Origin of the sequence: Micromonospora sp. DT68, assembly GCF_049847245.1 — a bacterium.
Taxonomy (GTDB): domain Bacteria; phylum Actinomycetota; class Actinomycetes; order Mycobacteriales; family Micromonosporaceae; genus Micromonospora; species Micromonospora profundi.
Genome location: NZ_JBNCNZ010000016.1, coordinates 85,472 through 109,457 on the forward strand (window position 1 = coordinate 85,472; position 23,986 = coordinate 109,457).

Consider the following 23,986-nt stretch of genomic DNA (forward strand, 5'->3'; position numbering starts at 1 on the left):
TCGTCACTCTATGACACATTCCCGTCGTAGCGGTTTTCCCAGTTCAGGAGGTATGTCGTTTCTCGATGACGTCCAACAGTGCGGGATGCAGCGCGCCGTTCCAACCCGCGCCAGCGTCGGCCAACCGCCACGTCCGCAGCCACATCTCCACCAGGTACGCGTCGGCCACCAGCCGGCGCTGCCCCGGATTCAGGCCGAGCCGCTCACCGTGCCGGTCCAGATGCTCGTCAACGGCGGTAGCGGCCACGGCGGCCGGTTCCCCCCGCAGCACCAGTGACCGCTGGAACGCGTCGTGCGCCAGGTCGAAACCGAGCGGCACGTCCGGGGCGCTGTGCTCCCAGTCCCACGCGACCAGCCGGCCGGCGTGCAGGCCCAGGTTCCACGGCACCCAGTCGCCGTGCCAGTGCCCGAACTCCACTGCGGTGTCACGGTGCCGGCGAGCCAGCGCGGCGACTGCGGCGACCGCCCGCGCGCCGGCCGGCTCGGCCACGGCGGCCCTGTCGGCAAGCGCGGTCAGCCGGTCGAGGAACGTCGAGGAGGCGAACGGTCGGGGTGCCCCCGCCGGAGCGCCCCGGCGGGCCACCGCGAGCAGGGCCGCGATCCGCGGCGGGTCGTCGACAGGTACGCCGCGCACGTCGGGCGGCAACGGCTCCACCACCGCGACCACGTGGTCGCCCCACACCGTCTCGGTGAGCAGCCCTGGCGGCGTCGGGTGGTCGGTCACGCCGGTCACCGCGCGCAGGTCCCGCAGCGCCGCCGCCTCGGCGGTGACAAGCGCCCGGGTGGCGTCGTTCCAGCCGATCTTCGCGTAGCCACGCGGGCGACCGTCGGCGTCGAACAGTTGCAGGGTGGGCTTGCCGTTCGGGTCCGGTGGACGAACACCGAAGGCTGCCAGCAACGGCGTACCGCCGAGATCGGCGGCGAGCCGCTCGGTAAGCAGCAGGTCGACCGCAGGCACGCCCGCCGGCACCGAGACGGTGAGCGTCGGAAAGGGCGCCAGGCCCGCGCCGCCGAACCGGGCCAGCCCGCCGATCGCCGCCCGCAACGCACGCACCTTCGGCGGACGCAACGCGTTGTACGCCAGCAGCGACGCCGCACCGGCCCGGGGAGCGCCAAGCGGCACCAGGAACCGTGCCCGGGCCACCGACGGCACCACCGCGTAGCGGGCCACGGCCCGGTGACCGGCCGGCAGGTCTCCGCCCACGGTCAGGCCGACCCTGTCGTCCGGGAACACCGCGCGACTGACCCAGCCCAGTCCGTCTGACCGGGATCGGGGATCCGTGTCCGAGGCGACCTCCGTCGTCACGCCGCCCGGTCCGCCCAGTCGAGGTCCAACCCGAGCCGCTCGCGCAGCGCGTCGTTGTACGGCCGGTAGTACTCGGTCAGCTCGGCGCGCACCGCGGGGTCCAACGGCGCGGAACGCCTGTCGTTGTAGACCTTGAAGTCCGGCAGGTCGTGCGGCGGCAGGCCGAGGAAGTCGAGTGTGCGCCCGTAGGTGGCGCGGGCGTCGCGGTACAGGTCCTCGCTGGGCAGGAAGAGGATCTGCGACCTGTCGAAGCGCTCCAGCCACGGCTCCAGGTGCTCCAGGTAGCGCCCCCGGGCCCGGTACGTGTACCAGTCGTACGCCTCGCTGAACGACTCCGGCTCGGCGATCAGCCGCTCCCGCTCCCCCGCCGTCCGCTCCGGCTCGGCGGCCAGCGCGGCGGCGAAGTCCAGCGGCTCGATGCCGTGGGTGCGGCGCTCCTTCCAGTGCGAGTATGCCCGCTCCACCGGGTCCCGCAGGAGCACGATCAGCTTCACCGTCGGCATGAGCGCGGACACCCGCTGCGCGGCGAGCGGGTGGAACATGTACAGCGGTGCCGCCTCACCGACGCGGACCGGCCCGCCGTGCCGCCGCTGGAGCGCCTCGCGGTGCCGCTCGGTGGGGAAGTGCGACCTGTACCACGCCTCGCCGCGACCCCAGTGCTCCTCGAAGTAGTGCGCCGACTTCGTGTTCCACGCGGGAAAGAGCCGGGGAACCAGGGGGTGCTGGATGAGGTAGTTCCACAGGGAGGTGGTGCCGCCCCGCTTGGTGCCGATGATGAGGAAGTCCGGCAGGGGCCGCCGATCACTGGTGCGGACCCCGTAGTCGACGAGGGATTCCTTCACCCGGGTGGTCACTTGGGTCGGCACCAACTGCTTGACCCGGTCACGGATGGACGCCACGACGGACCTCACCTACCTTTCGTCGATGCCGGGGTCGCCCCGGCGGCAGTGGCCGCGTCGTCCCGCCCACGGATCTGCCTCATGGTCACTCGAATGCCGGCGCGCACCCGGGGCAACGTCAACAAGCCGACGCAGCCGGCGAGCAGAACTCCCAACGCCACCGCGACGCCGGGCAGGCCGCGCCCGCCGACCAGCACGCCGACGCCGGACGCCAGGCCCACGCCGGCGACAGTGGCCGCCGCCGCGCGCAGCGTCGCACCGTCGAACAGCGGCTCCCGGACCACCGACCGGGCGAAGCCTGCCGCGCTGAGGTTCTCGGTGGTGATGCCGGCGGCCCAGGCCAGAGCCGCGCCTGTCGCACCGTGCTCCGGGATCAGCAGGAACCCCAACGTGACGGTCATCGTCAGCCCGGCCAGGGTGGACACCAGGTGCAGCCCGCTGCGCCCACCCATCAGCAGCAGGCTCTGCACGTTGCCCACGCCGGTGTTCACGAGCATCGCCAGCGCGAGCACCGTCATCGCCGGCACCCCGGCGGTGAACTCCGGGCCGAACAGTTGCAGGAAGGCCAGCGCGAACACCGCCAGCAGCAGGTACACCGGCCAGGACAGCACCAGACCCCAGATGGTCAACTGCCTGTGCACTGCCGCCGCGGCGGCCCGCTCGCCCTGCCCGAGCAGCCGGGACAACTGCGGCGACACGGCCACCCGGAGCCCCTGCATGGCCAGTTGGCCAGCCAGCACGTACCTGCCGACAGCGCCGAACACGCCGGCGTCCGCCGGCCCGGCCAGCACCGAGGTGAGCAGCACGCCCACCCACATGCTGCCCGCGTCGATGGCCGCCGAGGCGGCCCGAGGCAGCGCGAAGCGCCAGAACGTCGACCAGTCGGCGCGGTTGGACCGCAACGCCGCGCCCCGGCCCAGCCCGAGCGGGCCGGCCACCAGGGTGAGGCAGGCCAGCAGCGCCAGCGCCGCCGGCACCAGCCAGCCGGTCATGCCAGCGAGCAGACCGCCGCCGGCCAGCGCGGCGGCGCCGACAAGCGCCGGGCGGGCCACCGGCAGCAGCAGGAACTGCACACCGACGTACGCGCGGATGGGTCGCACGCACCGCAGGGCGGCAAGCAGCAGCGTCATGGCCACCACCACCGGCACCGCCGCGAAGGTGACAGTGAGCAGCGCCCGGCCGTCGTCGCCGGAGCCCTGGAGCAGCCGGGGTGCGAGCGCGTCGGCGGCCAGCACACCGACGACGGCGACCAGGAGCCCGACGAGCAGCGGCGGGAGCAGCGCCACCGGGAGCATCCGGGCGGCGTCCCCCTGGCGGCCGATCCGACGCCGCGGCAGGGCCCACATGAGGCCGGTCTCGGCACCGAGCGTGCACACCGCCGTGGCAACGGTGACGACACCGATCGCCGCGAAGAAAGCGCCCGAGCCGGCCGTGCCGTACGCCCGGGTGATGACCACTGCCAGCACGAAGCCGAACAGTCCGCTGGTCGCGGCGCCGAGCAGCCCGGCCACGCCGCTGCGCGCGCTGCGCCGGGTCTCCGCCGCACCGGCGTCGGACGGGCCGCTCGTGTCGGTGCCGACCGCTCCCCGGGTGGCGGCGGTCATGCCGGCACCGCCGTACGCCGGACGGCCGGCGTTTGCGACCCGCCGGACGCGGTGAGCCGTTCCCGTTCGGCGAGCGCCATCGCGAAGGCGACGGCGAAGAACGCGACCGCCAGGTTCTGGTTGGCCATGCCGTAGAACGGAATCTGCACCAGGCAGACCACCGGCACCGCGGCCAGCCACTGCCCGGCCGGTGAGGCCGCCCGCGCGCAGATCACCGCGGCGGCCACGAACCAGGCCAGGAAACAGATCAGCGCGGGAATGCCGTGACTGAACAGCACCATCCACAGCTGACCCTGGGTGCCGATCGGCGCGGCGGCGGAGACGGTGTCGACGTTCACCGGAGCGCCGTAGCCCAGCCACGGTGACTCCTGCACGCGGCGGATCACCTCGCTGTAGAGCGAGAACCGGTCGGTGTTGGTGTCGCTGGAGTCGACCCGCTGGCTGATGAGTTCGGTGATCGGGATGACAAGCGTGGTCAGCGCCCCGATCAGCACCACGCCGACGATGGACGCGGCGACCCGGACGTTGCCGCGCAGGCTGGCCCGTACTCCGAGCACCGCCAGCCCGGCGCCGAGGCTGAGGAACATCGCCCGGTTGAGGGTGAGGAACGCCGGCGCCAGCGACAGCGGCAGCGACACCAGCAGCGCCCACCGCAGCACCCCACGCCGGCACAGCATCGTGAACGCCACCACGCAGGGCAGGGTCATGGCGTACGCGCTGCCGTAGTTGTTCGTGTACGCGAACGGCGCGGCCGGGCGGTAGATCGGGTTGAGCGAGCGGACGCTGTATTCGGCTGTGGTGAGGTGCACCATGTCCTGGATGAACGGGGTGCCGGCGACCCCGCCGGGCAGCAGCACCTCCAGCGGGGTGGTCATCTCCAGTCGGGGCACCAGCACCCCGAGCCAGCCCAGCACCACGAGCGCGAACCAGAACGCGCAGAGCGGGATGAGCACCGGCACCAGGTCGGCGCGTTCCCGTGCGGCGGCGTAGACGTAGACACCGACCACGAGCGCGGTCAGATAGAAGGCGAGCCGCAGGGTGAACGTCAACAGCGAGGCCGGTGACGTCAGTTGGGTGGCGCTGACCACCACGATGGCGAGGAACAGCAGCCAGATTCCGGCGGCCGGCGGCAGCGGCACCCGCCCCCGGGTGAACAGCAGCGCGAGCAGCAGCGCGCCAAGCAACGGCCAGCCGAGGTAGAACGCCCCGAGCAGCCACCAGAGCGGCACCAGGCCGAACATCACGGCAAGCGGCCACAGGGGCAGCTGGGCGGGGGGCGGGGTCGGCGGGGTGGGCGCGCCTGCGGAGGGGGCGCCTCCGGGCGGCACGGTCGCCGGGGCGCGGGTGACCGACATCCGTCAGGCCCGGCCGTTGCGCGTGAGCACGAAGCCCAGCGGGGTGACGCCGGCGGCGCGCAGCCGCTCCACAAGCCGCCGCAGGTCGCTCTGCCGGGTGCGGTCCCGCTCGACGACCACCACGGCGTTGCCCTGCCGGGCGACAGCGACGCCGCGTTCGTCGGACTCCCCCGGTGGGGCGTTGTACAGCACGAGCCCGTGGTCGGCGCCCTGCCGCCAGGTGCCGAACCGGACGGTGCCCACGCCCACGGAAACCTCGTCCGGTGTGGCCGGCCGGTTGCTGTCGGTACGGGCCGATGCGACGCGGGGCAGCGTCAGGGTGGCGTCCGGGTCGGTGGAGGGGCGTGCGCCGGGCGGGTGCGGGGAGGGCCGTCGGGGGGCGGGGGTCGCCGGGGTGGCGGCAGCTGCGGGTGTGCTGCCGGCCGGGCGGGGCTTGGGCACGTGCGGCCGGGACGGGTCGATGGGCAGCCGCCCGCGGTCGGCGAGCACTGCGGCACGCAGGCGGTCGGTCCGCCCGCTGTCGTCGGCGACGAAGACCTCCCGGCCGTCGACGGCGAGCGCGACGGCGAGCCCGGCGGTGAGCGATGTGGCGTCCTCGCGGGCGGTGACAAGCGCCACCCGGGCAGGTTGGCGGACCCGCTCGGCGACCGCCATCGCCACGTACCGGATGTCCGCGTCGGCGGCTCGGGGACTGCCCCGGAAGCCCGGCCGGCGGACCGTGCCGAGCAGCGGCAGGCCCGTGGCGTCCCGGCCGTCGGCGACCGAGCGGACCCGCCGGTCGGTCGCCTCCCAGGCGTAGGACAGCACGATGCCGAGCAGCGCGCCGCCGAGCAGGCCGGCGACCAGGAAGAGCAGCCGGTTTCCGGCGGAGGTGGCGAGCGCCCGCTCGGCGGTCTGTGTGACCCAGCCGGGGTTGACGTCGACGGCAGCGATCTCGGTCCGCGAGGAGTTGAGCTGGGTGAGCTGGTTGTTGATCCCGGCCAGCTCGGCGAGTGCGGCGTCGCTGGCTGCGGTGTCCTTGGCGGCGCTCACGCGCTTCTGGACGGCGGTCTGCTGGGCGGCGACCTTCGTGATGCTGGCGTCGTAGGAGCGCAGCATCTCGGCGCGCTGCTGCTCGTACATGGCGCGTCGCACGTCGAGGTACGCCTGTGCGGCGAGGTTGGCGCCCCGCACCGCCTGCTGCGCGTCGGGCGAGGAGTAGCTGAAGCGCAGGATCTGCCCGCCGGTGGGGACCTCGACCTCGAGTGCGTCGCGGATCTCGCGCGGATCGCCGCCGACGGCGCCGGCGAGGCGCTGGACCACCTCGGTGCCGGTGGCGATGCGGCTCTCGACGTTCATGTTGACCGCCCGGTCGGCGTTCGCACCGCTGGGGGTGAACGCGTCGGTGACCACGGGCCGGACCGCCACCACCGCGTTCGCGGTCACGGCCGCCGGCACCAGCAGCACGAAGCCGAGCGCGGCGAGCAGGCCGACCAGGGCGACAGCGAGCACCAGGCGGATTCGGTGCATCGGCACCCGCAGCAGGTCGGTCAGTGTGACGGAACGGGCGGTGTTGGAGGGCGGGCCGTCCGTCGACCAGGAGGCGGGTGCGGCGTCAGTCATGGAACTTCTTCACCGTCTGTTGGGGGTTGCCGATGACGACGACGCGGGGTGGCACATCCGTGCGGACCACCGTCGCCGCGCCCACGACGCTGTCCCGCCCGACGCGGACACCCTTCATCACCAGGGCGTGCGCGCCGATCCAGACATTCTCCTCGATAACGATCGGTGCGCGCGTGGCCGCGCCGGGCGGCGCGTGGCGCAGCTCGGGCGACAAATTGTGGAAGTCGTTGTCGAGAAGTTCACAATCGGAGAGCAGGCAGCGGTCCCCCACTGTCACCGACGTCCAGGTGCCGATCCAGGTGGCGTTGAGCAGACAGTCGGTGCCGACGCGTACCTCGCCAGGACCTGCGAAGCGGACCAGCTTGTTGATGCGGGTCCGGTCGCCGATTGTCACGCGGACGCCGCGACGCAGCCGGATCCGGCCTCGGATCTCCACGTCGCGGCCGAGCGTCAGCCGACGGTAGCGGAGCCGATACCACCCGCGTTTGACCGCGAAGACCAGGCGCACCGCGCTCTTCGCGCGGATGCCAGCGGCGCCGACCAACGACCCTCCCCATGTCGCGGGGCCGACGGCGGGGGTACCGCCGCCGGCCCAACGTGAACAATCTACCGATGTTCCGTTACGAACCGTTAACCGCTACTGCACAGAGAAGAACGTCGACGGGGTAGACCAGGACAATTCGGTGGTCGCGGGAGCGATCACCGTCGCCGTCGTACCGTCGACCACAGCGGCCGGCGCGGCCGTCGGGTCGAACGGAACACTGCGCAGCGCGCCGTCGGTGGCACCATAGACGATCTTGCCATCGACCCACGCCATGCCCCGCACCGTCGACCACGTAACGCCCGTGGTCGGCAGGGCGAACTCGGTAGCGCCCAGGTAGTTGCCGTCGATCTCGAAGTAGCGGTAGTAGAGGTTGTTCGCACCGGTACGGGTGTAGTACAGCCGCCCGTCCAGGAAGAACGCGCCCGTCAACGCCGCCGGGTTGAACCAGTCGTTGTAGCCGGACGCCTCCCACGGCGCACCGATCGTGTTGCCGTTGAACATCGAGATGTCGATCCGGCTGCCGGTGGGAGTGCCCGCCACGGTGCGCGACCAGTAGATCCGGTCGTCCACCCGCCAGGTCGCGCCCGCCGCCGTGTAGTTGGGCTGGCTGACAGTGGTCGCCGTGCCCAACGTGCTGCCGTCGAACGGCACCTTCGCCAACGTGCCGGGGCCGGTGCCCAGGTAGAGGTTGCCGCTGGTGGCCGCCGGCGGGTTCTTCGGCGTGACGGTACGCCCGCCGGCCAGCGGGAACATGCCGAGCCGGCCGTGGTACTCGTTGCCCATGCCGTCGGAGTTGTGGCCGAAGTAGAGGCCGTCCGTCCCACGCCACAGCACCGGCACCGCCGAACCCCAGTTGCTGGTGCCCGACGGCATCGAGGCGCTGCCGCTGCGACGCGGGTTCCAGTTCACCGGCATGCCGGTGGCCGGGGTGACCGCGCCGATGCCGAGCCGGTCGACAGCGCCGTTGCCGGCCCGGTCACTGGCGTTCGGGTTGTTCAACCAGCGGAAGTGCCCGCCCAGGTAGATCACGTTGTCGGCGACCTCCACCGAGGTGATGGTGTCGTTGCCCGTGAAGTTAGCCCAGGTGGCGACAAGACCGCTGCCCCGGTCGGCGGTCTCGAACCGGACCAGCGCGTCGCAGTACGCGGCCGGCCAGCCGGACCCGCCGTTGGTGCCGACCACGAACCAACTGCCGTCCGCGCCGAACCGCACGTCCTGCACGTAGTGCACGAAGGTCGCCGGGTCCGCGCACGGTGCGACGAACTTCTCGGTGCTCCAATCCAGCACCGACGGGGTGCCGGAGACGTCGACAAGCGCGATCTGGTTACGCGGCAGGTCGTTGACGAGCGTGAAGTTACCGCCGACGACAAGCGTGTTGCCGTCGGGGGCGACGTCGATCGCCCACACGTACGAGTTGGTGCCCCGCCGCCCGACCGTGGCGTTGATGTTGAAGGTCGGGTCGATGGCGCCGGTGGTCGCGTTGATCCGGGCGAGCCCGGCGTGGGCGGTGCCGTTGAGCCAGTTGAACGCCCCGGCCACGTACAGCCAGTTGCCGTTCAACACCATGTCGCGGACGTTGCCGCCGTCGGAACGCCCGACCCAGCTGTCGATGATCTCGCCGGTGCTGGGGTCGAGCGCCACCAGGTTCTTCCGCGACACCCCGTTGACGTTCTTGAAAGCGCCACCGACGATCACCGTGCCGCCCGGGCCGGCGATCAGCGAGTTGACCGCGCCGTCGAGCACCGGCAGGAACGTGGTCGAGATGGTGCCGCTCGTGCGGTCGTACGCGAACAGGTAACGCTGGGTGACCCAGGCAGACGTGGCGGTCTGCCGGATCTGGGTGAAGCTGCCGCCCACGAACACGGTGTTGCCGACCTGCGCGAACGCGCGAGTCTCACCGTCGCGGGCGTGTGGAGTCTGGTCGGCGGGGTTCGCCGAGACCAGGGTCTGCGTCGTCGGGACCGGCACCACCGCCGCCGAGGACGCCGTGGGCACGCCCAGTGTCGCGGCGGCGACCGCGAACACGACGACCCCCGCCCGGACACGACGCCTTCTTGACAATCGCCACAAGGGCGGAATTTTGGGCACGCTGCGCCTCCAAGATGGATGAGAACCCGAGGTAGCGTGCCTCGTCCACCCTGTCAGGCGCATCCGCCGATTGGGCGGTGCCTGAATCCGCAAACCGACAGATACCGGAGGATCGGATGCCCGACCTCGGTAAACGGCGTGCTGTCAGCCTCTTTTATGATCCTCAGCGGCTCCCTCCGGTGGGCTGGCGCAGGTACGGGTCCTTGCCGGCCTGTGAGAACCCGGCCAGCGCCGAGGAGTTGTGGTTCATCGTCATGTCGCAGGTCGCCGTGCGGGTGGTCATGCCCGGCGAATTGAAGTAGACGGCTGCCTTGATCTTCGGGTGCGCCTTGAGCGCGGCCGGGAAGTCCTGGAACCAGCGCTGCTTGGCACCCGCATCGGCGGAGTTGAAATTCGTGCCGAACTCGGCGAGCATCCGCGGCTTGCCAGCACCGATCCCGTTATCGTCCAGCCAGCGGTAGAAGCCACTCACGGTGGTGCTCGGGCTCTTCCACACAGTGCTGTTGTTGCAGACGTGGAAGTTGTACGGGTCGTAGGCCACCCAGTCGACGTAGCGGTCACCGGGGTAGAGACCCGCGTACCGGGAGTAGTGCCCGGACCAGCCCATCATCGTCCAGACCCACACCGCGTTGTCGGCGCCCGCCTTGGCGAAGCGCTCGTGCACGTACCGCCACGCCCTGACGAACTCAGCGTCGCTGCCCTTCTCCGGCTCGTCCTCCGGCTCGTGGTCGAAGCCCATGAACACCGGCACCTTGGCGGCCCGGATGCGGCCGGCGACCGCGTCGATCGTCGCGTCCTGCCGACCGCTGTAGACGTCGGCCCACTTCAGCGTCGTACCGGCGGAGAAGTTGCGGGACTCCCAGGCGAAGAACATCAGCCGACCCTCGCGCATCTGCTGCTGCTCGTACGCGTCGGGGAAGGCGCCGTTGCTGCCGGCGTTGGAGAAGTCGTGGTAGCGGTGCACGATGTCGAACTTGCGGCCGACCTGCGCCTCCACGTCGGTGATCGCCTTGCCGTGGTCCCAGCCGCCGGCGGCACCGGCGGGTGAGTACATGCCCCACCAGGCGCCGCAGGAGGGGACGAGCTTGTCCGACACGGACCCGCACTTGCCAGACGGGAGTTCCGCGCTCGCCGTCGCGGTCGGCGTACGGGTCGGCGCGACCGTCGCCGACGGCTTGGGCGCGGCGGTGGTCGGCGGCGCGCTCGGCGACGGCGCCGGAGCGGGGCGGGTGGTCGGCGCGGACGACGGTGCGGTACCGATGTCATAGGTGATCGTCAGGCTGGGCCGCAGGTCCGCGTTGCGGTTCTCCACCGACGCCCAGTAGATGCGGGTGTCCAGACCGGTCTGGGCGAGCGACACCGTCCAGGTGCCGTTGCCGGTGACCAGTTTGGACACGTCCCACTCGTTGACGCCCTTGGCGACCCCGGTCACCGTGGACAGCGCGGTGCCGGCAGACGTCGGAGCCGGCCGCGCCTCGCGGGCGCTCAACGTCGAGGCGTGCGCCGTCACGGTGGCGGCGAACTGCTGCCAGGTGTGCATCCGCAGCGTCGCCCGCACGTTGACGGCGGCGGCCGGCACGTTGGTCACGGCGAACTCGACGACAGCCTCCCGGCCGCCTCGCGGGTTGCCGTCGCAACGCGCCGGGCAGGTGGCGAGGGTCGACTTGACGGCGTTGTCGCCGTCCTGCGTGACAGCTGTCGCCGTCGTGTCCGCTACCGCGCGGATCGACAGGTCGTCGCTGGCCAGCAGCGGCATCATTGTCGCCACGAGGCCCGCCACCACGGCACCCCCGACCACGCCGAGGGCGATCGCCTTGCGCCGGGGCCCGGAGCGGAACCGGGTGATGCGGTGCAGTCCGTGCCTGGTCAAGGAGAACTCCCTGTGTCTGCTGTGGTAACCGGGTGCAGCGTATCCACGACCAGGGAATGTCGCGCGCAGGACAGTTTCCCGTAAGCGCGTCTTAAGAGTCAGCTAAGGAAGTCGCCCGGTTGCCTGCCGCAGGGCCTCCCGCATCGCCTCGACCGGGGCCGCGACACCTGTGAACTGCTCGAACTGCCCGAGCGCCTGGGCCAGCAGCAGGTCCAAACCGGACACCACCCGCAGGCCCGCCGAGAGCGCGGAGGCGGCCAGCGGTGTCGGCCACGGGTCGTACACCGCGTCGAAGAACACCGCGCCCGGCGACCAGGTCACCGTTTCGGCCAACGGATCGGCGACGCCCGCCGGCACTGTGGACACCACGACGTCGGCGGTGAGGTGGCGGGGCGCGTCCACCCAGGCCCCGGCGCTCAGCGCCACCCCCAGCGCGTCCGCCACCTGTCGCAGCTCGTCGACCGCCTCGGGGCGGCGAGCCACCACCGTCACCGAGGAACAGGCCAGCCGCGCGGCGGCGGCGAGCGCTGCGCGGGCCGTTCCACCCGCGCCCAGCACTGTCATCGCCGCACCGGCGCGTACCCCGGCGTCGGTGAGCACATGCACCATGCCGCCCACGTCGGTGTTGTCCGCGTACCAGGAGCCGTCCGGACGGCGTACCAACGTGTTCGCCGCGCCGACGGCGGCGGCGACAGGCGACGCGGCGTCGGCCACGGCGAGCGCCGCCTCCTTGCCCGGCATGGTCACCGACAGCCCGGCCCACTCCGGGCCCAGGCCGGCGACCAGGGCCGGCAGCTCCGCCGCCGCGCATTCGATCCGGGTGTACGACCAGCCTGTCAGCCCGGCGGCGGCGTAGCCGGCGTTGTGGATCACCGGGGAGAGCGAGTGCGCGATCGGCTTCCCCAACACCGCCGCACGCCGAACCGGTGCCATCAGATGATGCCGGCCTCGCGGGCCTTGGCCTCGTTGCGCTTGTGCTCAGGGTAGGTCTCGGCGAAGGCGGAGTGGCCCTCCTTGTCGATGGCCACGAAGTAGAGCCACTTGCCGACCGGCGTGTCCATCGCCCCTTCCAGTGCCTGCTTGCCCGGGTTGTTGATCGGGGTGGGGATCATGCCCCGCAGCTTGCGGTTGTACGGGTTCTTCTGGTCGTCCAACTCCGCCGCCGTCATCTGCTTTGACGACTTGGTCGGCTTGCCGATCGACTCCAGGTAGTAGTTGACAGTGACGTCCATCTCCAGGCAGTTGCAGGGGAACTCCCCGTACACCCGGTTGTAGGCCACCCGGGCGACCTTGCCGAGGTCGTCCTTGTTGCCCGCCTCGGCCTGGGCCAGCGACGCCACGATCAGAGCCTCGTACGGGCTGACCTTGCGTTCCTTCTGCACCCGGTCGGCGAACTTCATCTCGCCGGTCACCGAGAGGAAGCTGTCCACCATCATTTTGAGGATGCTCTCCGCGGTGGCCTTCGGCGGAATCTCATACGTGTCCGGGAAGAGGAAGCCCTCGATGGACTTGACGACCTTCTTTCCGTCGTCGCGCGTGAACCACCAGTCCGGCACGCCGAGCGCCTCCGGGTCCTTCGCAGCGGCCTCGAAGTCCTTTACCGGGATCTTGGTCTTGTCGGAGAGCAGCTTGTAGATGTTCTTGGCGGTGCGCCCCTCGGGGATGGTCAACCCGTTGACGATCTTGTTTTTCAGGTCGAGCATCGCGGCAACGGCGCTCTCGCCGCTCATCTGCTTGCGCAGCTTGTACGTGCCCGGCTGGATGTTCTTGCTGCGCGAGTTGGCCTCGGCGGCCTCGACGAACGCCTTCTGGCTCTTCACCACGTCGGCGGAGACCAACGCGTCGGCCATGTCGGCGAGCAGCGCGCCGTTCTTGATCTCGACGGTGACCTCGCCCGCCCCGGCGCCGTCGTAGTCGGGCGTGACGAAGTAGTTCTGGATCCGGTCGAAACCGTAGAACGCCCCGCCGCCGATGGTGCCCAGCAGGACAAGGGCCATCAGCAGAGCCAGGAACGTCTTGCCCCGGCCACCACCGGAGCCGCCCTTGCGCTTGCGGAAGCCGCGCCGGTGCCGGCCCTTCTCCCCCCGCTCCGGCTCGTCGAACCCAAGATCCAGATCGTCGATCATTACGTCCGCCTCCGCTGCGCGTCCAGCCAGCTCTGCAGGATCTCCACCGCGGCCGCCTGGTCGACAACCGCACGTTGACGCTTGCCCCGAACGCCACGCTCGGCAAGCCTACGAGAAGCGACCACGGTCGACATCCTCTCGTCAGTGAGCGTTACCGGGACGGGCGTTATCACATCGACTAGTCGGTCAGCGTACGCCTTCACATGGACCGCCGCCGGGCCATGCTTGCCGGCGAGATTGACCGGAAGGCCGACGACAACCTCGACAGCCTCATGTTCGGCCACCAGCGCCGCCACCTGGGCAATGTCACTCGGCACCGCGTCCGGCGCCGCAGTGAGGTCACGAGCCAGTGTGACAAGCGGCGTGGCGAGGATGCCATCCGGATCCGAGCGGGAGATCCCCACCCGCACCTGGCCGACATCCACGCCGATCCGCACACCACGCATGCGCTCACTCACCGACGGTCACCTGAGGGGCAGACGAGCCAGGGCGGACCAAACGGTCCGCCCTGGCCGACGCTGATCGTGACATCACGCCTCGGTGATCGCCTTCTCGACGGTGAGTAGCAGGTTCGGCGCCTCCGCCGCGGGCAGACCGCCACCCTGAGCCAGGTCGGGGCTGCCTCCGCCGCGCCCCGAGAGCGCCGCCTTCACCAGGGCCGACGCCGCCAGGCCACGGCTGCGGGCCGCCGCGTTGACCGCCACCACCAGCGACGCCTTGCCGTTCGCCCGTGCCGCCACCGCGACCACCGCCGGCCGCGCCGGGTCGATCTTGCCGCGGATCTCCTGCGCCAGGGTCCGCACGTCGTTACCGGCCGCGCCCTCGGGCGCCTCGGTGCCCACGTACGCCACCCCGCGCACATCCTTCGCCTGCGCGGCGAGCGCTCCCGCCCCACCCAGCACCAGCTGGGCGCGCAGCTTCTCCAACTCCTTCTCCGCGTCCCGGAGCTGGGTGACCGTCTGCTCCACCCGGTCGGCGACCTGGTCGTTGGGCACCCGGTACAGCTCGGCCAGCCGGGACACCAGCAGGTGCTCGCGGGCCAGGAAGCCGAACGCGTCCATGCCGACAAGCGCCTCGACGCGGCGCACACCGGAACCGATCGACGACTCGGAGAGGATCTTCACGAGGCCGAGCTGGGCCGAGCGCGCCACGTGCGTGCCGCCGCACAGCTCCCGGGCGTAGTCGCCGACCTCGACGACCCGCACCTCCTCGCCGTACTTCTCGCCGAAGAGCGCCATCGCCCCGATCCGCCGCGCCTCGTCCAGCGACGTGATGAAGGCGTGCACCTCCAGGTCGGCCAGGAGCACCTCGTTCACCTGCTGCTCCACGTCCCGCAGCACTGTCGGCGACACACCCGTCGGGGTGTTGAAGTCGAACCGCAACCGGCCGGGCGCGTTCAGCGAACCCGCCTGCGTCGCCGACTCGCCGAGGAAGTTCCGCATGGTCTGGTGCACCAGGTGGGTGGCGGTGTGCGACCGGGAGATCGCCCGCCGCCGGGTGGTGTCGATCTCGGCATAACCGGTGTCGCCGGCGCGCACCTCCCCCCGGATCACCCGGGCGCGGTGCACGATCAGGCCGGGCACCGGCTGCTGCACGTCGAGCACCTCGACCTGACCGTCGCCGACGGTGATCATGCCGTGGTCGGGCTGCTGGCCGCCGCCCTCGGCGTAGAACGGGGTCGTGTCGAGGACCAACTCGATGGTCTCGCCCTCGGCCGCCGCCTGCACCGGGCCGGCCCCGCCCAGCAGCGCCCGCACCCGCGACTCGCGCGCCACCTCGCTGTAGCCGGTGAACGTCACCGGGCCACCCGAGTCGAGCACCGACCGGTACGCCGACACATCGGTGTGGCCGGTCTTACGGGCCTGCGCGTCCGCCTTCGCCCGGGTCCGCTGGTCGGCCATCAACCGGCGGAAGCCCTCGTCGTCGACCTTCAGGCCCTGCTCCGCCGCGATCTCCAGGGTCAGGTCGATCGGGAAGCCATACGTGTCGTGCAACTGGAACGCCTTCGCACCCGACAGCGCCGTGCCGCCCGCCGTGCGGGTCTCGGCGATCGCCGTGTCCAGGATCGTCGTGCCGGCACGCAGCGTCGACAGGAAGGCGTCCTCCTCCGCGTACGCGTACTGCGCGATGCGGTCGAAGTCGGTCGCCAGTTCCGGGTACGACGGCGCCATGCAGTCCCGCGCCACCGGCAGCAACTCCGGCAGCGCCCGATCCTGCCAGCCCAGCAGCCGGATCGACCGGATCGCCCGACGCATGATCCGCCGCAACACGTACCCGCGACCCTCGTTGGACGGGGTCACGCCGTCGCCGATCAGCATCAACGCGGTCCGCACGTGGTCGGCGACCACCCGCAGCCGCACGTCGTCCGGGTGCGACTCACTCGCCACATGCCCCGAGTGCGCGCCGTACCGCTTGCCGGTCAGCTCGGCCGCCCGGTCCAGGATCGGCCGGACCTCGTCGATCTCGTACAGGTTGTCCACACCCTGCAGGATCGAGGCCATCCGCTCCAGGCCCATGCCGGTGTCGATGTTCTTCGCCGGCAGGTCGCCCAGGATCGGATAGTCGTCCTTCGTCGTGCCCGGACCCCGCTCGAACTGCATGAACACGAGGTTCCAGAACTCCATGTAGCGGTCCTCGTCGACCGCCGGACCACCCTCGCGGCCGTACTCCGGGCCCCGGTCGTAGAACAGCTCGGAGCACGGACCGCACGGCCCGGGAATCCCCATCGACCAGAAGTTGTCCGCCTTACCCCGACGCACGATCCGCGCCGCCGGCACACCCACCGACCGCCAGATCTCGTACGCCTCGTCGTCGTCCAGGTACACCGTCGGCCAGACCCGCTCCGGGTCCAACCCGAACCCGCCATCGGCCTGCGACTTCGTGACCAGATCCCACGCCAGCGGGATCGCGCCGTCCTTGAAGTAGTCACCGAAGGAGAAGTTGCCGTTCATCTGGAAGAACGTGCCGTGCCGGCTGGTCTTGCCGACCTCGTCGATGTCCGGCGTACGGATGCACTTCTGCACACTCACCGCCCGCCGGTACGGCGGGGTCTGCTGACCCAGGAAGTACGGGACGAACTGCACCATACCGGCGTTGACGAACAACAGGTTCGGATCACTGATGGCGGGCAGCGGAGCCGACGGCACCACGGCGTGGCCGTTCGCCTCGAAATGCGCGAGGTACCGCCGCTTGATCTCCGCCGTCTTCATCGCTGGTGTTCCTCCGGAAAGATTTCTCGATCGCCGATCCGCGGGTCCTCCCGCAGCTCGGCGTACTGGTCCTCGAACGCCTCGCCCCGAGCGAACGCGGCATGGATCTCCTGCTCACGCTCGGCCATCCCGATCCGGACGTCCTCCACGAAGCTACGCAGCGACTCGACCAGGCCGCCAGCGGATTCCGACAACGTGCTGGCGATGCCCGCCGGGGTGTACGCCTGCGCCGTCCGGGTCGCCTTGCGGACCACGATCACGCCGACGGCCACACCGATGCCGAGCCAGAACAACCGCCTCATGTCTCGCTACCTCCTGCTGGCCGGCTGCTCAGCGGTTACCGCGCCGAGCGGCCCGCCGCTGCTGCTTGATGGTGTCGCGTACCTCGCGCTCGGTCTCGGCATGCCGGCGGCCAGCGGCGGCCTTGCGCACGCTGTAACCGAACGCGGCCACCTTGACCAGCGGGTTCGCGGCCGCGGCGGAGACCACCGTGGCCAGGTTGGCGACGTTGGCGGTGACGTTCTGCGCGTGGCTGGTCATGGTGTCGACCTTGGCCAGTTGCAGGTTCACACCGTCGAGCGACGTCTGCACCTGCTCCAGCGCGGTGTTGACGTTCTTCACCGTGGTGTTCACGTCGCCGAGCAAAGGTGCGGTCCGATCGTTGAGGTCGTTGATCATTCGGGTGGTGGCGTCCACCGTGTGCCGCAGCCGCAGGATCGGCAGCGTCAGGATGAGCACCAGCACCGCGAACGCGCACGCCGCGATCAGCGCCGCGACCTCTCCCATGTCGCTCACGCCTGTCCTCCTCATACAGAATTCCGCAGGATCCGACGTCCCCGGAACGCACCACCACGGTGCCCACGCCGAACCACCGAGCCGTCGCCGGTCAGCGGTCGCGGGCGGGCCCGTCAGCCCCAGACCCTACCGTCCGTGATGGAGACCGGCTCAGGACGGTGAGGGTGTCAGGTCGCTGAGCGGATCCCCGCTGACCGTCGGGAACGGATCCTCGCCGGTCAGTGACGGGTCGGTGGCGGGCTGCGGTCTGGTCCGTTCGTCGTCGATGGCGTTGCGTACCTTCACCGACACCAACGAGCCGGCACACTCCCCCGCAGCGGCCGATTCCTCCGGCGACGGCACGACCGCCGGCTCGCCGTCGACAGGTGGTGGCACACACGTCGGTTGACGCACCCACAGGTCGAGGGTCAACTCGTCCTGCCGCCAGCACGTGTAGGTGCCCTTCGTCTCCTGCTCGGGGCAGCGACTCACCTTCCACGGCTGCCAGCCGTCCTGACGCAGGGCGTCCTCGTACACCTTCGCCGTCTCCTCGGGCGACTTCTCCGAGGTGACGGTGCGCTCACGGAGCCGGCAGTCGAGCAGGCACCAGCGGCTGCCGCTGACGTCGTCGACCGTCTTCGTGGCGGCCCACGCCGGCACGTTGAGCTGGTCCAGGTTGTCGAAGACCGGGTCCCGGCTCAGCGTACGGACGCCGAAGAAGAGCGGCACCGCGCCGAGCAGCACGACGCTGACCAGCACCAGCACCGCCGCGCGCAGCCGACGTCGCTCGCGCAACTGCCGGCGCAACTCCGACCGGGCGCCCGGGGCGGCCTCGTCGTCGTCGGGCGTGTCCGGACCGGCCGTACGCAGCGGCTGGCCGCCTGCCGGTTCGGAGCCTGGGCGGTCCGCCGGCCCGGTCACGGCGGGCACCGCGGCGGCGGCTCGGGCCACGCCGACGGGCTCGCCGGGGCGGCCGGGCGGCGGCACGGGGGCGACGCCGCTGGGTTCGGGACGGCCGGCGTCGCGGTGCGGCGGCAGGGCACGCCCGGCGGCGCGGTCCGCCGGGCGGACCGGAGCACCACCGCGCGCCGCCACGGGCGACCCGGGACCGGCGACGGGCTCGCCACCTGTGCGGGCGTCGCCGACTGGCGGGCGGGCAGCACCTCGGGCCGGACCGTCGGGACGGGAGCGCGGCGGGCCGTCGGTACCGCCGCCCGGCGGCACAGCGCCACGGCCCGGCCCTTCCGGCCGGGAACGCGGCGGGCCGTCCGGACCAGCACCGGGCGGCACAGCGCCACGGCCTGGACCATCCGGGTGCGCGGCACCTCGGTCGAGCGCGTCGATTCCGGGGCGAGGCGGTCCGTCCGGGCCACGGCGACCGGCGGCCGGAGCGTCGCCGGGGCCGACCCGCGCCCGACCGCCGGGCACGGCGGCGCGGGCGCCACCCCGTGCGGGCGCGCCACCGGGATTGGCGTACGGGTCGTCGCCGGGACGGGCACCGGGGGGTCCGTCGACGCCGGGCTGGGCGTGAGGCCGGCGTCGACCGGCCGGATCCGGGCCGGGCGATTGCTCCCCGGTGGACTCCGCCGGGCCGGGCCGGGCGACGCGACCAGTGGGAGCGGGCGCACCCGGGTCAGGTGGTGGCCCGACGGGCCGCTGACCGGCAGTGCGTTCCGCAGCCGGGTCCGGCACGGCGAGCGGACCTGTGGAACGGCCGGTCAGATCGCCTGCGGACGGCGCCGGACGGCGCTCGGCGGGCCTGCTGCCGGCCGGGGCAGGCGCACCCCCGCCACGCCGGTTGACCACCGGCAGGCCGGGATCGGTGTGTGGCAGCCGGCCGGCCTGACGCAGCCAGTCCGCAGGCCGTTCCGGGCGGTCCGCCCGGGGCTCACCGCTAACCGGAGGGCGTCGGCCCTGCTCGTCGGTGGTCGCCCGCCGGCGGCCGGCACCCTCGGTGGGTGCGGTCCCTCCGCGAGCGGGGCCAGCCGGCGTGGCACCGGTCGACGCCGGACCGGTCGGCCTGGCACCAGGCTGCGCCGGACCGGGCTGCACTGGGCCGGACTGCGTTGGAACGGGCTGCCCGGGGCCGGGCTGCGCCGGACCAGGCTGCCTAGGGCCCGGCTGCGCCGGACCAGCTTGCCTAGAACCGGACTGCGCCGGACCGCGCTGGCCCGGGCCGGGCTGCGCCGGTCCGGGTTGCTGCACAGTGCCGGGGCCGGACTGGGCCGCACCGGGCTGGCGCACACCTGGCTGCCGGGCGCCCGGCTGCGCAGCGCCGCCGGGTTGCGCGCCGCCGCGCGGCACACCACCTTGCTGCCGAACGCCGGGCTGCGCGCCGCCAGGCTGAACGGCGGACGCGGGCGGCACCGGCGGCGCGTTGCCCGAGCGAGGCACCGCTGCTTCCTGCTCGTCGGCGGCACGGCGGCGGCCGGTGGCCGGGCGGGGAGGACCGGAGGGCTGCGGTGCCCCCGGGTCCGCCGGGCCGGGACGACGCCGGGCCGCGCGCGGGTCACGGTCGATCGCGGGGTCGGGTCGTGGGCCGTCGGCGGCCTGTGGCACCACACCGGGCGGCGGACCGTCGTTGGTCGGTGGACGGCCGGGCGCGGCGGGTTCGGGGCCGGGCCGACGGTTCGGTGGTACGGCGTCCGGTCGGCGCGGTGGCGGCATCGTCTCCGCCCGGCCGGCCAGTACCGCGGCGTCCGGTCGGCGACCGGTCGGGGCACCAGCGCTCGGTGGGCCGACAGGTGGGCCGGGCGGCGCCGACGCCGGACGAGGCCGGGCCGTGCCGGTGGGAGCCCCTGCCGGCGGGAGCGGCCCGGGTGGGCCAGCCGGGTCGCCGGCGGTCGGGCGGGCTGCGGGAGGCGGCGGTCCGGCGGCCCGGGGACCGGCGCCGGGCACCGGCTGTGCGCCACGCGGCGCCGGCTGGCCCTGCGCCGGGGTGCCGGGACCTACGACGCGGGGACGCTCGGCCGGGGCACCTGGACCTGCGGCGCGGGGACGGTCGGCGGGTGGCCGCTCGTCAGGGCGACGAGCCTGCGGCGGCTCACCCGGCCAGGGGCCGTCAGTCGGGCGCCGCGCGCCGGGGCCGTCCGGGTCACCACGGCGTGGAGCGGGCGGCGCGTCCGGCGGCGCAGGCACACCCGCGCGTGGCGGCACAGGTTCGGCCGGTGCGCCGTCCGGGCCCAACTCGGTGCGTTGCTGCTTGGCCGAGCGCAGGTCGTCGATCCAGCCGAACTCCTCGCCGGCCACCGGCTCCTCCGGCTCGGCCTCGGCTCGGCCCCGACCCCAGCGGCGGCCCTTGGCGCGGGGATCACGCCGCTCGTCCGGGCCCTCGTCCGGGCGATCCGCACCACGCGATCTCACTGTTGACCCTCTCCTGCGGCGTCAGTGCCGCTGTCCTGCGTCGTGCTGGGACCGCCCGTACCCATGGTCGGGCGACCGTTCTCACCGGCAAGCGCCGATGGGGCGTGCGCCGTTACGGATGCCCCGGCTTTCGGTGCCTCCGGTCGGGCGGGTGGCGTCGGCAGGCCGCGCACGATCCGGCGCAGCAGCGGCAACCGGGTCGCCACCGACCGCTCCGCCCCGTGCTGGCTGGGCTGGTAGTAGTCGGTGCCCACCAGGTCGTCGGGGACGTACTGCTGGGTGACCACGCCGCGCTGGTCGTCGTGCGGATAGCGGTAGCCAGTGCCGTGGCCGAGCCCTCGGGCGCCGGCGTAGTGGGCGTCGCGCAGCCCGCGCGGCACCGGGCCACCCTTACCGGCCCGTACGTCGGCGATGGCGGCACCGATCGCCGTGGTGGCCGAGTTCGACTTGGGCGCGGTGGCCAGGTGGATCACCGCCTGGGCCAGGTTGAGTTGCACTTCGGGCAGCCCGACGTACTCGACGGCGTGCGCGGCGGCGGTGGCCACGCTCAACGCGGTGGGATCGGCCATGCCGACGTCCTCGCTGGCGAAGATGACAAGCCGGCGGGCGATGAACCGGGCGTCCTCACCGGCGACGAGCATGCGGGCCAGCCAGTGCACGGCGGCGTCCACGTCCGAGCCGCGCATGCTCTTGATGAACGCGCTGACCACGTCGTAGTGGGCGTCGCCGTCGCGGTCGTAGCGCACCGCCGCCACGTCGACGGCCTGCTCGGCGGTGGCGAGGTCGATGCGCCCGACGCCGAGCGCCGTGGCGGAGGCAGCCGCCGCCTCCAGCGCGGTCAGCGCCTTGCGGACGTCACCGGAGGCGAGCCGGACCAGGTGGTCCTCGGCCTCGGGCTCAAGGGTGAGCGTGCCACCGAGGCCGCGCTCGTCGGTGACCGCCCGGCGTAGCAGGCCGCGTACCGCGTCGTCGTCGAGCGGTTGCAGGGTGAGCAGCACACACCGGGACAGCAGCGGGGAGATGACCGAGAAGTACGGGTTCTCGGTGGTGGCGGCGAGCAGCGTGACAGTGCGGTCCTCGACGGCGGCGAGCAGCGAATCCTGTTGGGTCTTGCTGAAGCGGTGCACCTCGTCGATGAAGAGGACGGTCTGCGGGCCGCCGGAGCGGCGCTGGCGGCGGGCCGTCTCGATGACAGCGCGGACGTCCTTGACCCCGGCGGAGAGCGCCGACATGGCCACGAACCGGCGGTCGGTGGCCGCCGCGACCAGGTGCGCGATTGTGGTCTTACCGCTGCCGGGCGGTCCCCAGAGGATGACCGACAGCGGAGCGCCGCCGGAGACCAGTTGCCGCAGTGGCGCGCCGGGGGCGAGCAGGTGGTCCTGGCCGACCAGCTCGTCGAGGGTCGCCGGGCGCATCCGGACGGGCAGGGGCGAATCGTCTGCTACCGGAGTGAAGCCGTCGACACCGGCGGGACCCTCGGGCGCGCTGCGCGGCCCGGTGGGCGCACCGAGGGAGAAGAGGGCGTCGGACTCCATCACGAAGACAGTACCGGGCCCGGCCCACGACGCCGGAATCGCGCTGCGGGCCGGGCCATCGATGATCGGTTCCGGTCAGCCACGGCCGGGGCGACGACCCCGGTACCAACGGCCCCCGCCACCGCCACGCGGGCCGCTGCCCACGCCGGCCAGGTAGAGCGAGAGCAGGAGCAGACCGATGAGCACGAGGGTGTTCCAGTTGAACAGGTCCGGCGCGCCGAAGTCGGTGTTGAGCAGGTCGAGCAGCAGGGCGAAGCCAAAGACGATGGCCGCGAGAATGGCGAGCATGTCGGTCCTCCGGTGGGGGTTCCCAGTAGGTCGGCGCGTGATGTACCCAATCGGTCGACTCGTCAATCTCCACCGTGGATCAGCCATGCCGTCGCCCAGCCTGGCCCCTATGGGCTGGTCGGTTGCTCGGCGGGCACGGCAACCGGAGCCGTGTCGGCCGACGGGTCCGCAGGCCGGCGGCTGGCCCGCCAGGCCGGCAGGTAGAGCGGGGCGGCCACGGCGAGCACGACCGCACCGACGAGCATCGCGGCGGTGACGCTGACCCGGTCGGCGAGCGCGGTGAGCACGACCGCGCCGACCGCGAAGCCGGGCTGGCCCATCATCGAGTTCAGCGAGATCACGCTGGTCCGGTACGGGCCGTCGACCTGGCGGTGCAGCAGACCCATGTGCACCGGGTTGGACGCCCCGTGGATGCTGTAGCAGGCGAGGTAGGCCACGAGCACCCCGACCGGGCCTGCGAACAGACCCATCCCGACCACAGTTGCGCCCTGCAGGATGCGCAGCAGGGCGGCGCTGGGCGCGGCGCCCAGCCAGCGCAGCAGCAGCGGGGTGAGGGCGGCACCGGCCGCGCTGGCCAGCCAGGCCGCCGAGTTCGCCGGTCCGAGCAGCGCCGCCGCCCGGTCCGGATCCCCTACCACCTCGGCGAGCCGGACCGGCAGCAGCGACTCGAAGGTGACCATGCCGAAGCCCCAGAACAGTTCCACCGCGACGAGGGCCAGCAACACCCGGGAACGGCGCAGCAGCCCGAACGACTGGCCGATCATCCGGGGCGCCTCGACGATCGAGGCCCGCAACGCCCCAGCCCCCTTGGCCGGGCGGACCTCCCGCAGCAGTGTCACAAGGGCGGCCAGGGCCACCACCTGGAAAGCCGCGGCGACGAGCACCGGGACGGTGAGCGCGCTGACCGGCCCGATCGGGCCGAGCGCGATCAGGCCGCCTGCCAGCAGCGCGCCGGCGGCGATGGCCACGCCGATCACGGTCCCGGCGTAGCCGAGACCCGGCTCGTACTTCGCCTCCGGGTCGGCGGCGAGGGTGGCGTCGACGTACCAGGACTCCAGTGGACCGCTGTCGAGGGCCCGGAAGACCCCCTGCAGGGCCCAGACCAGCACGAAGACGACGAACGAGTCGGCGACCGCGAAGATCAGCAGGGAAGCCAGCCCGAGTGTCCAGGCCACCAGCAGGACCGGCCGGCGGCCGAGGGCGTCGGCGAGGCCGCCGGTGGGCAGCTCCAGCGCCAGCACGACCAGCCCCTGGGCCACGGTGACAAGCCCGATCTGGGACAGCGACAGGCCACGCTCCTGCATCAACAGGACCATCACCGGAATGATCAGGCCGCTGGGCAGCCACCGCAGCCCGTGCAGGAGCAGGAACCGCTGCCGGACCTGACGTACGGTCAGCGCGCTCACTGCGCGTCCTCTGTTGA

18 protein-coding genes are annotated in these 23,986 nt (G+C 72.3%); all 18 read right to left on the bottom strand.

Annotated features, from left to right (window positions below):
- Nucleotides 1–43: 43 nt before the first annotated feature.
- The 18 genes from ACPXB1_RS24620 to ACPXB1_RS24705 all read right to left on the bottom strand — a co-directional run bounded on the left by ACPXB1_RS24620 (nucleotide 44) and on the right by ACPXB1_RS24705 (nucleotide 23,969).
- Nucleotides 44–1,306, bottom strand: coding sequence for a hypothetical protein (locus ACPXB1_RS24620; protein WP_355596674.1), 1,263 nt, complete (start codon nucleotides 1,304–1,306; stop codon nucleotides 44–46).
- Entirely contained in the window at nucleotides 1,303–2,205 is a 903-nt protein-coding gene (locus tag ACPXB1_RS24625; RefSeq protein WP_355596672.1) for a sulfotransferase domain-containing protein, read from the bottom strand. Before ACPXB1_RS24625 ends, ACPXB1_RS24620 begins: the two co-directional genes overlap by 4 nt.
- An 8-nt stretch (nucleotides 2,206–2,213) precedes the next feature.
- The gene (locus ACPXB1_RS24630; protein ID WP_355596670.1) at nucleotides 2,214–3,809 is read right to left on the bottom strand and encodes a lipopolysaccharide biosynthesis protein; all 1,596 of its coding nucleotides are present in this window, start codon (nucleotides 3,807–3,809) and stop codon (nucleotides 2,214–2,216) included.
- A complete protein-coding gene (locus tag ACPXB1_RS24635; protein ID WP_425735854.1) occupies nucleotides 3,806–5,050 on the bottom strand; it encodes an O-antigen ligase family protein in 1,245 nt (414 codons plus the stop codon). Before ACPXB1_RS24635 ends, ACPXB1_RS24630 begins: the two co-directional genes overlap by 4 nt.
- A gap of 117 nt (nucleotides 5,051–5,167) precedes the next feature.
- Nucleotides 5,168–6,766 (bottom strand): lipopolysaccharide biosynthesis protein, encoded by a 1,599-nt coding sequence (locus ACPXB1_RS24640; protein ID WP_355596666.1) that lies wholly within the window; start codon nucleotides 6,764–6,766, stop codon nucleotides 5,168–5,170.
- Nucleotides 6,759–7,310, bottom strand: a complete 552-nt coding sequence (locus ACPXB1_RS24645) for an acyltransferase (RefSeq protein ID WP_425735841.1) — start codon at nucleotides 7,308–7,310, stop codon at nucleotides 6,759–6,761. The genes ACPXB1_RS24640 and ACPXB1_RS24645 overlap by 8 nt, the downstream gene beginning before the upstream one ends.
- A gap of 93 nt (nucleotides 7,311–7,403) precedes the next feature.
- Nucleotides 7,404–9,371 carry a hypothetical protein gene (locus tag ACPXB1_RS24650; RefSeq protein WP_425735855.1) on the bottom strand — a complete coding sequence of 656 codons (1,968 nt, stop codon included), beginning with the start codon at nucleotides 9,369–9,371 and terminating at the stop codon, nucleotides 7,404–7,406.
- A gap of 190 nt (nucleotides 9,372–9,561) precedes the next feature.
- Complete coding sequence (locus ACPXB1_RS24655) at nucleotides 9,562–11,268, bottom strand: glycosyl hydrolase (RefSeq protein ID WP_425735842.1); 1,707 nt, start codon at nucleotides 11,266–11,268, stop codon at nucleotides 9,562–9,564.
- Between the two features lie 102 nt (nucleotides 11,269–11,370).
- Nucleotides 11,371–12,201, bottom strand: a complete 831-nt coding sequence (locus ACPXB1_RS24660; RefSeq protein WP_355596658.1) for a shikimate dehydrogenase — start codon at nucleotides 12,199–12,201, stop codon at nucleotides 11,371–11,373.
- Nucleotides 12,201–13,394, bottom strand: coding sequence for an endolytic transglycosylase MltG (mltG, locus tag ACPXB1_RS24665; protein WP_355596656.1), 1,194 nt, complete (start codon nucleotides 13,392–13,394; stop codon nucleotides 12,201–12,203). The genes ACPXB1_RS24660 and mltG overlap by 1 nt, the downstream gene beginning before the upstream one ends.
- On the bottom strand, nucleotides 13,394–13,852 hold the full coding sequence (gene ruvX / locus ACPXB1_RS24670) for a Holliday junction resolvase RuvX (RefSeq protein WP_355596654.1): 459 nt from the start codon (nucleotides 13,850–13,852) through the stop codon (nucleotides 13,394–13,396). Before ruvX ends, mltG begins: the two co-directional genes overlap by 1 nt.
- 72 nt (nucleotides 13,853–13,924) lie before the next feature.
- Nucleotides 13,925–16,603, bottom strand: coding sequence for an alanine--tRNA ligase (alaS, locus tag ACPXB1_RS24675; protein ID WP_355596652.1), 2,679 nt, complete (start codon nucleotides 16,601–16,603; stop codon nucleotides 13,925–13,927).
- Complete coding sequence (locus tag ACPXB1_RS24680; protein ID WP_355629251.1) at nucleotides 16,600–16,905, bottom strand: hypothetical protein; 306 nt, start codon at nucleotides 16,903–16,905, stop codon at nucleotides 16,600–16,602. Before ACPXB1_RS24680 ends, alaS begins: the two co-directional genes overlap by 4 nt.
- Nucleotides 16,906–16,933: 28 nt before the next feature.
- Complete coding sequence (locus ACPXB1_RS24685) at nucleotides 16,934–17,389, bottom strand: DUF948 domain-containing protein (protein WP_355596779.1); 456 nt, start codon at nucleotides 17,387–17,389, stop codon at nucleotides 16,934–16,936.
- 159 nt (nucleotides 17,390–17,548) lie between these two features.
- Nucleotides 17,549–18,247 carry a hypothetical protein gene (locus tag ACPXB1_RS24690; protein ID WP_355629272.1) on the bottom strand — a complete coding sequence of 233 codons (699 nt, stop codon included), beginning with the start codon at nucleotides 18,245–18,247 and terminating at the stop codon, nucleotides 17,549–17,551.
- Between the two features lie 2,489 nt (nucleotides 18,248–20,736).
- The gene (locus ACPXB1_RS24695) at nucleotides 20,737–22,275 is read right to left on the bottom strand and encodes a replication-associated recombination protein A (protein ID WP_355629253.1); all 1,539 of its coding nucleotides are present in this window, start codon (nucleotides 22,273–22,275) and stop codon (nucleotides 20,737–20,739) included.
- Nucleotides 22,276–22,350: 75 nt separating this feature from the next.
- Entirely contained in the window at nucleotides 22,351–22,563 is a 213-nt protein-coding gene (locus ACPXB1_RS24700) for a hypothetical protein (RefSeq protein WP_007458297.1), read from the bottom strand.
- A gap of 107 nt (nucleotides 22,564–22,670) precedes the next feature.
- Entirely contained in the window at nucleotides 22,671–23,969 is a 1,299-nt protein-coding gene (locus ACPXB1_RS24705; protein WP_355629255.1) for an MFS transporter, read from the bottom strand.
- Between the last annotated feature and the right edge of the window lie 17 nt (nucleotides 23,970–23,986).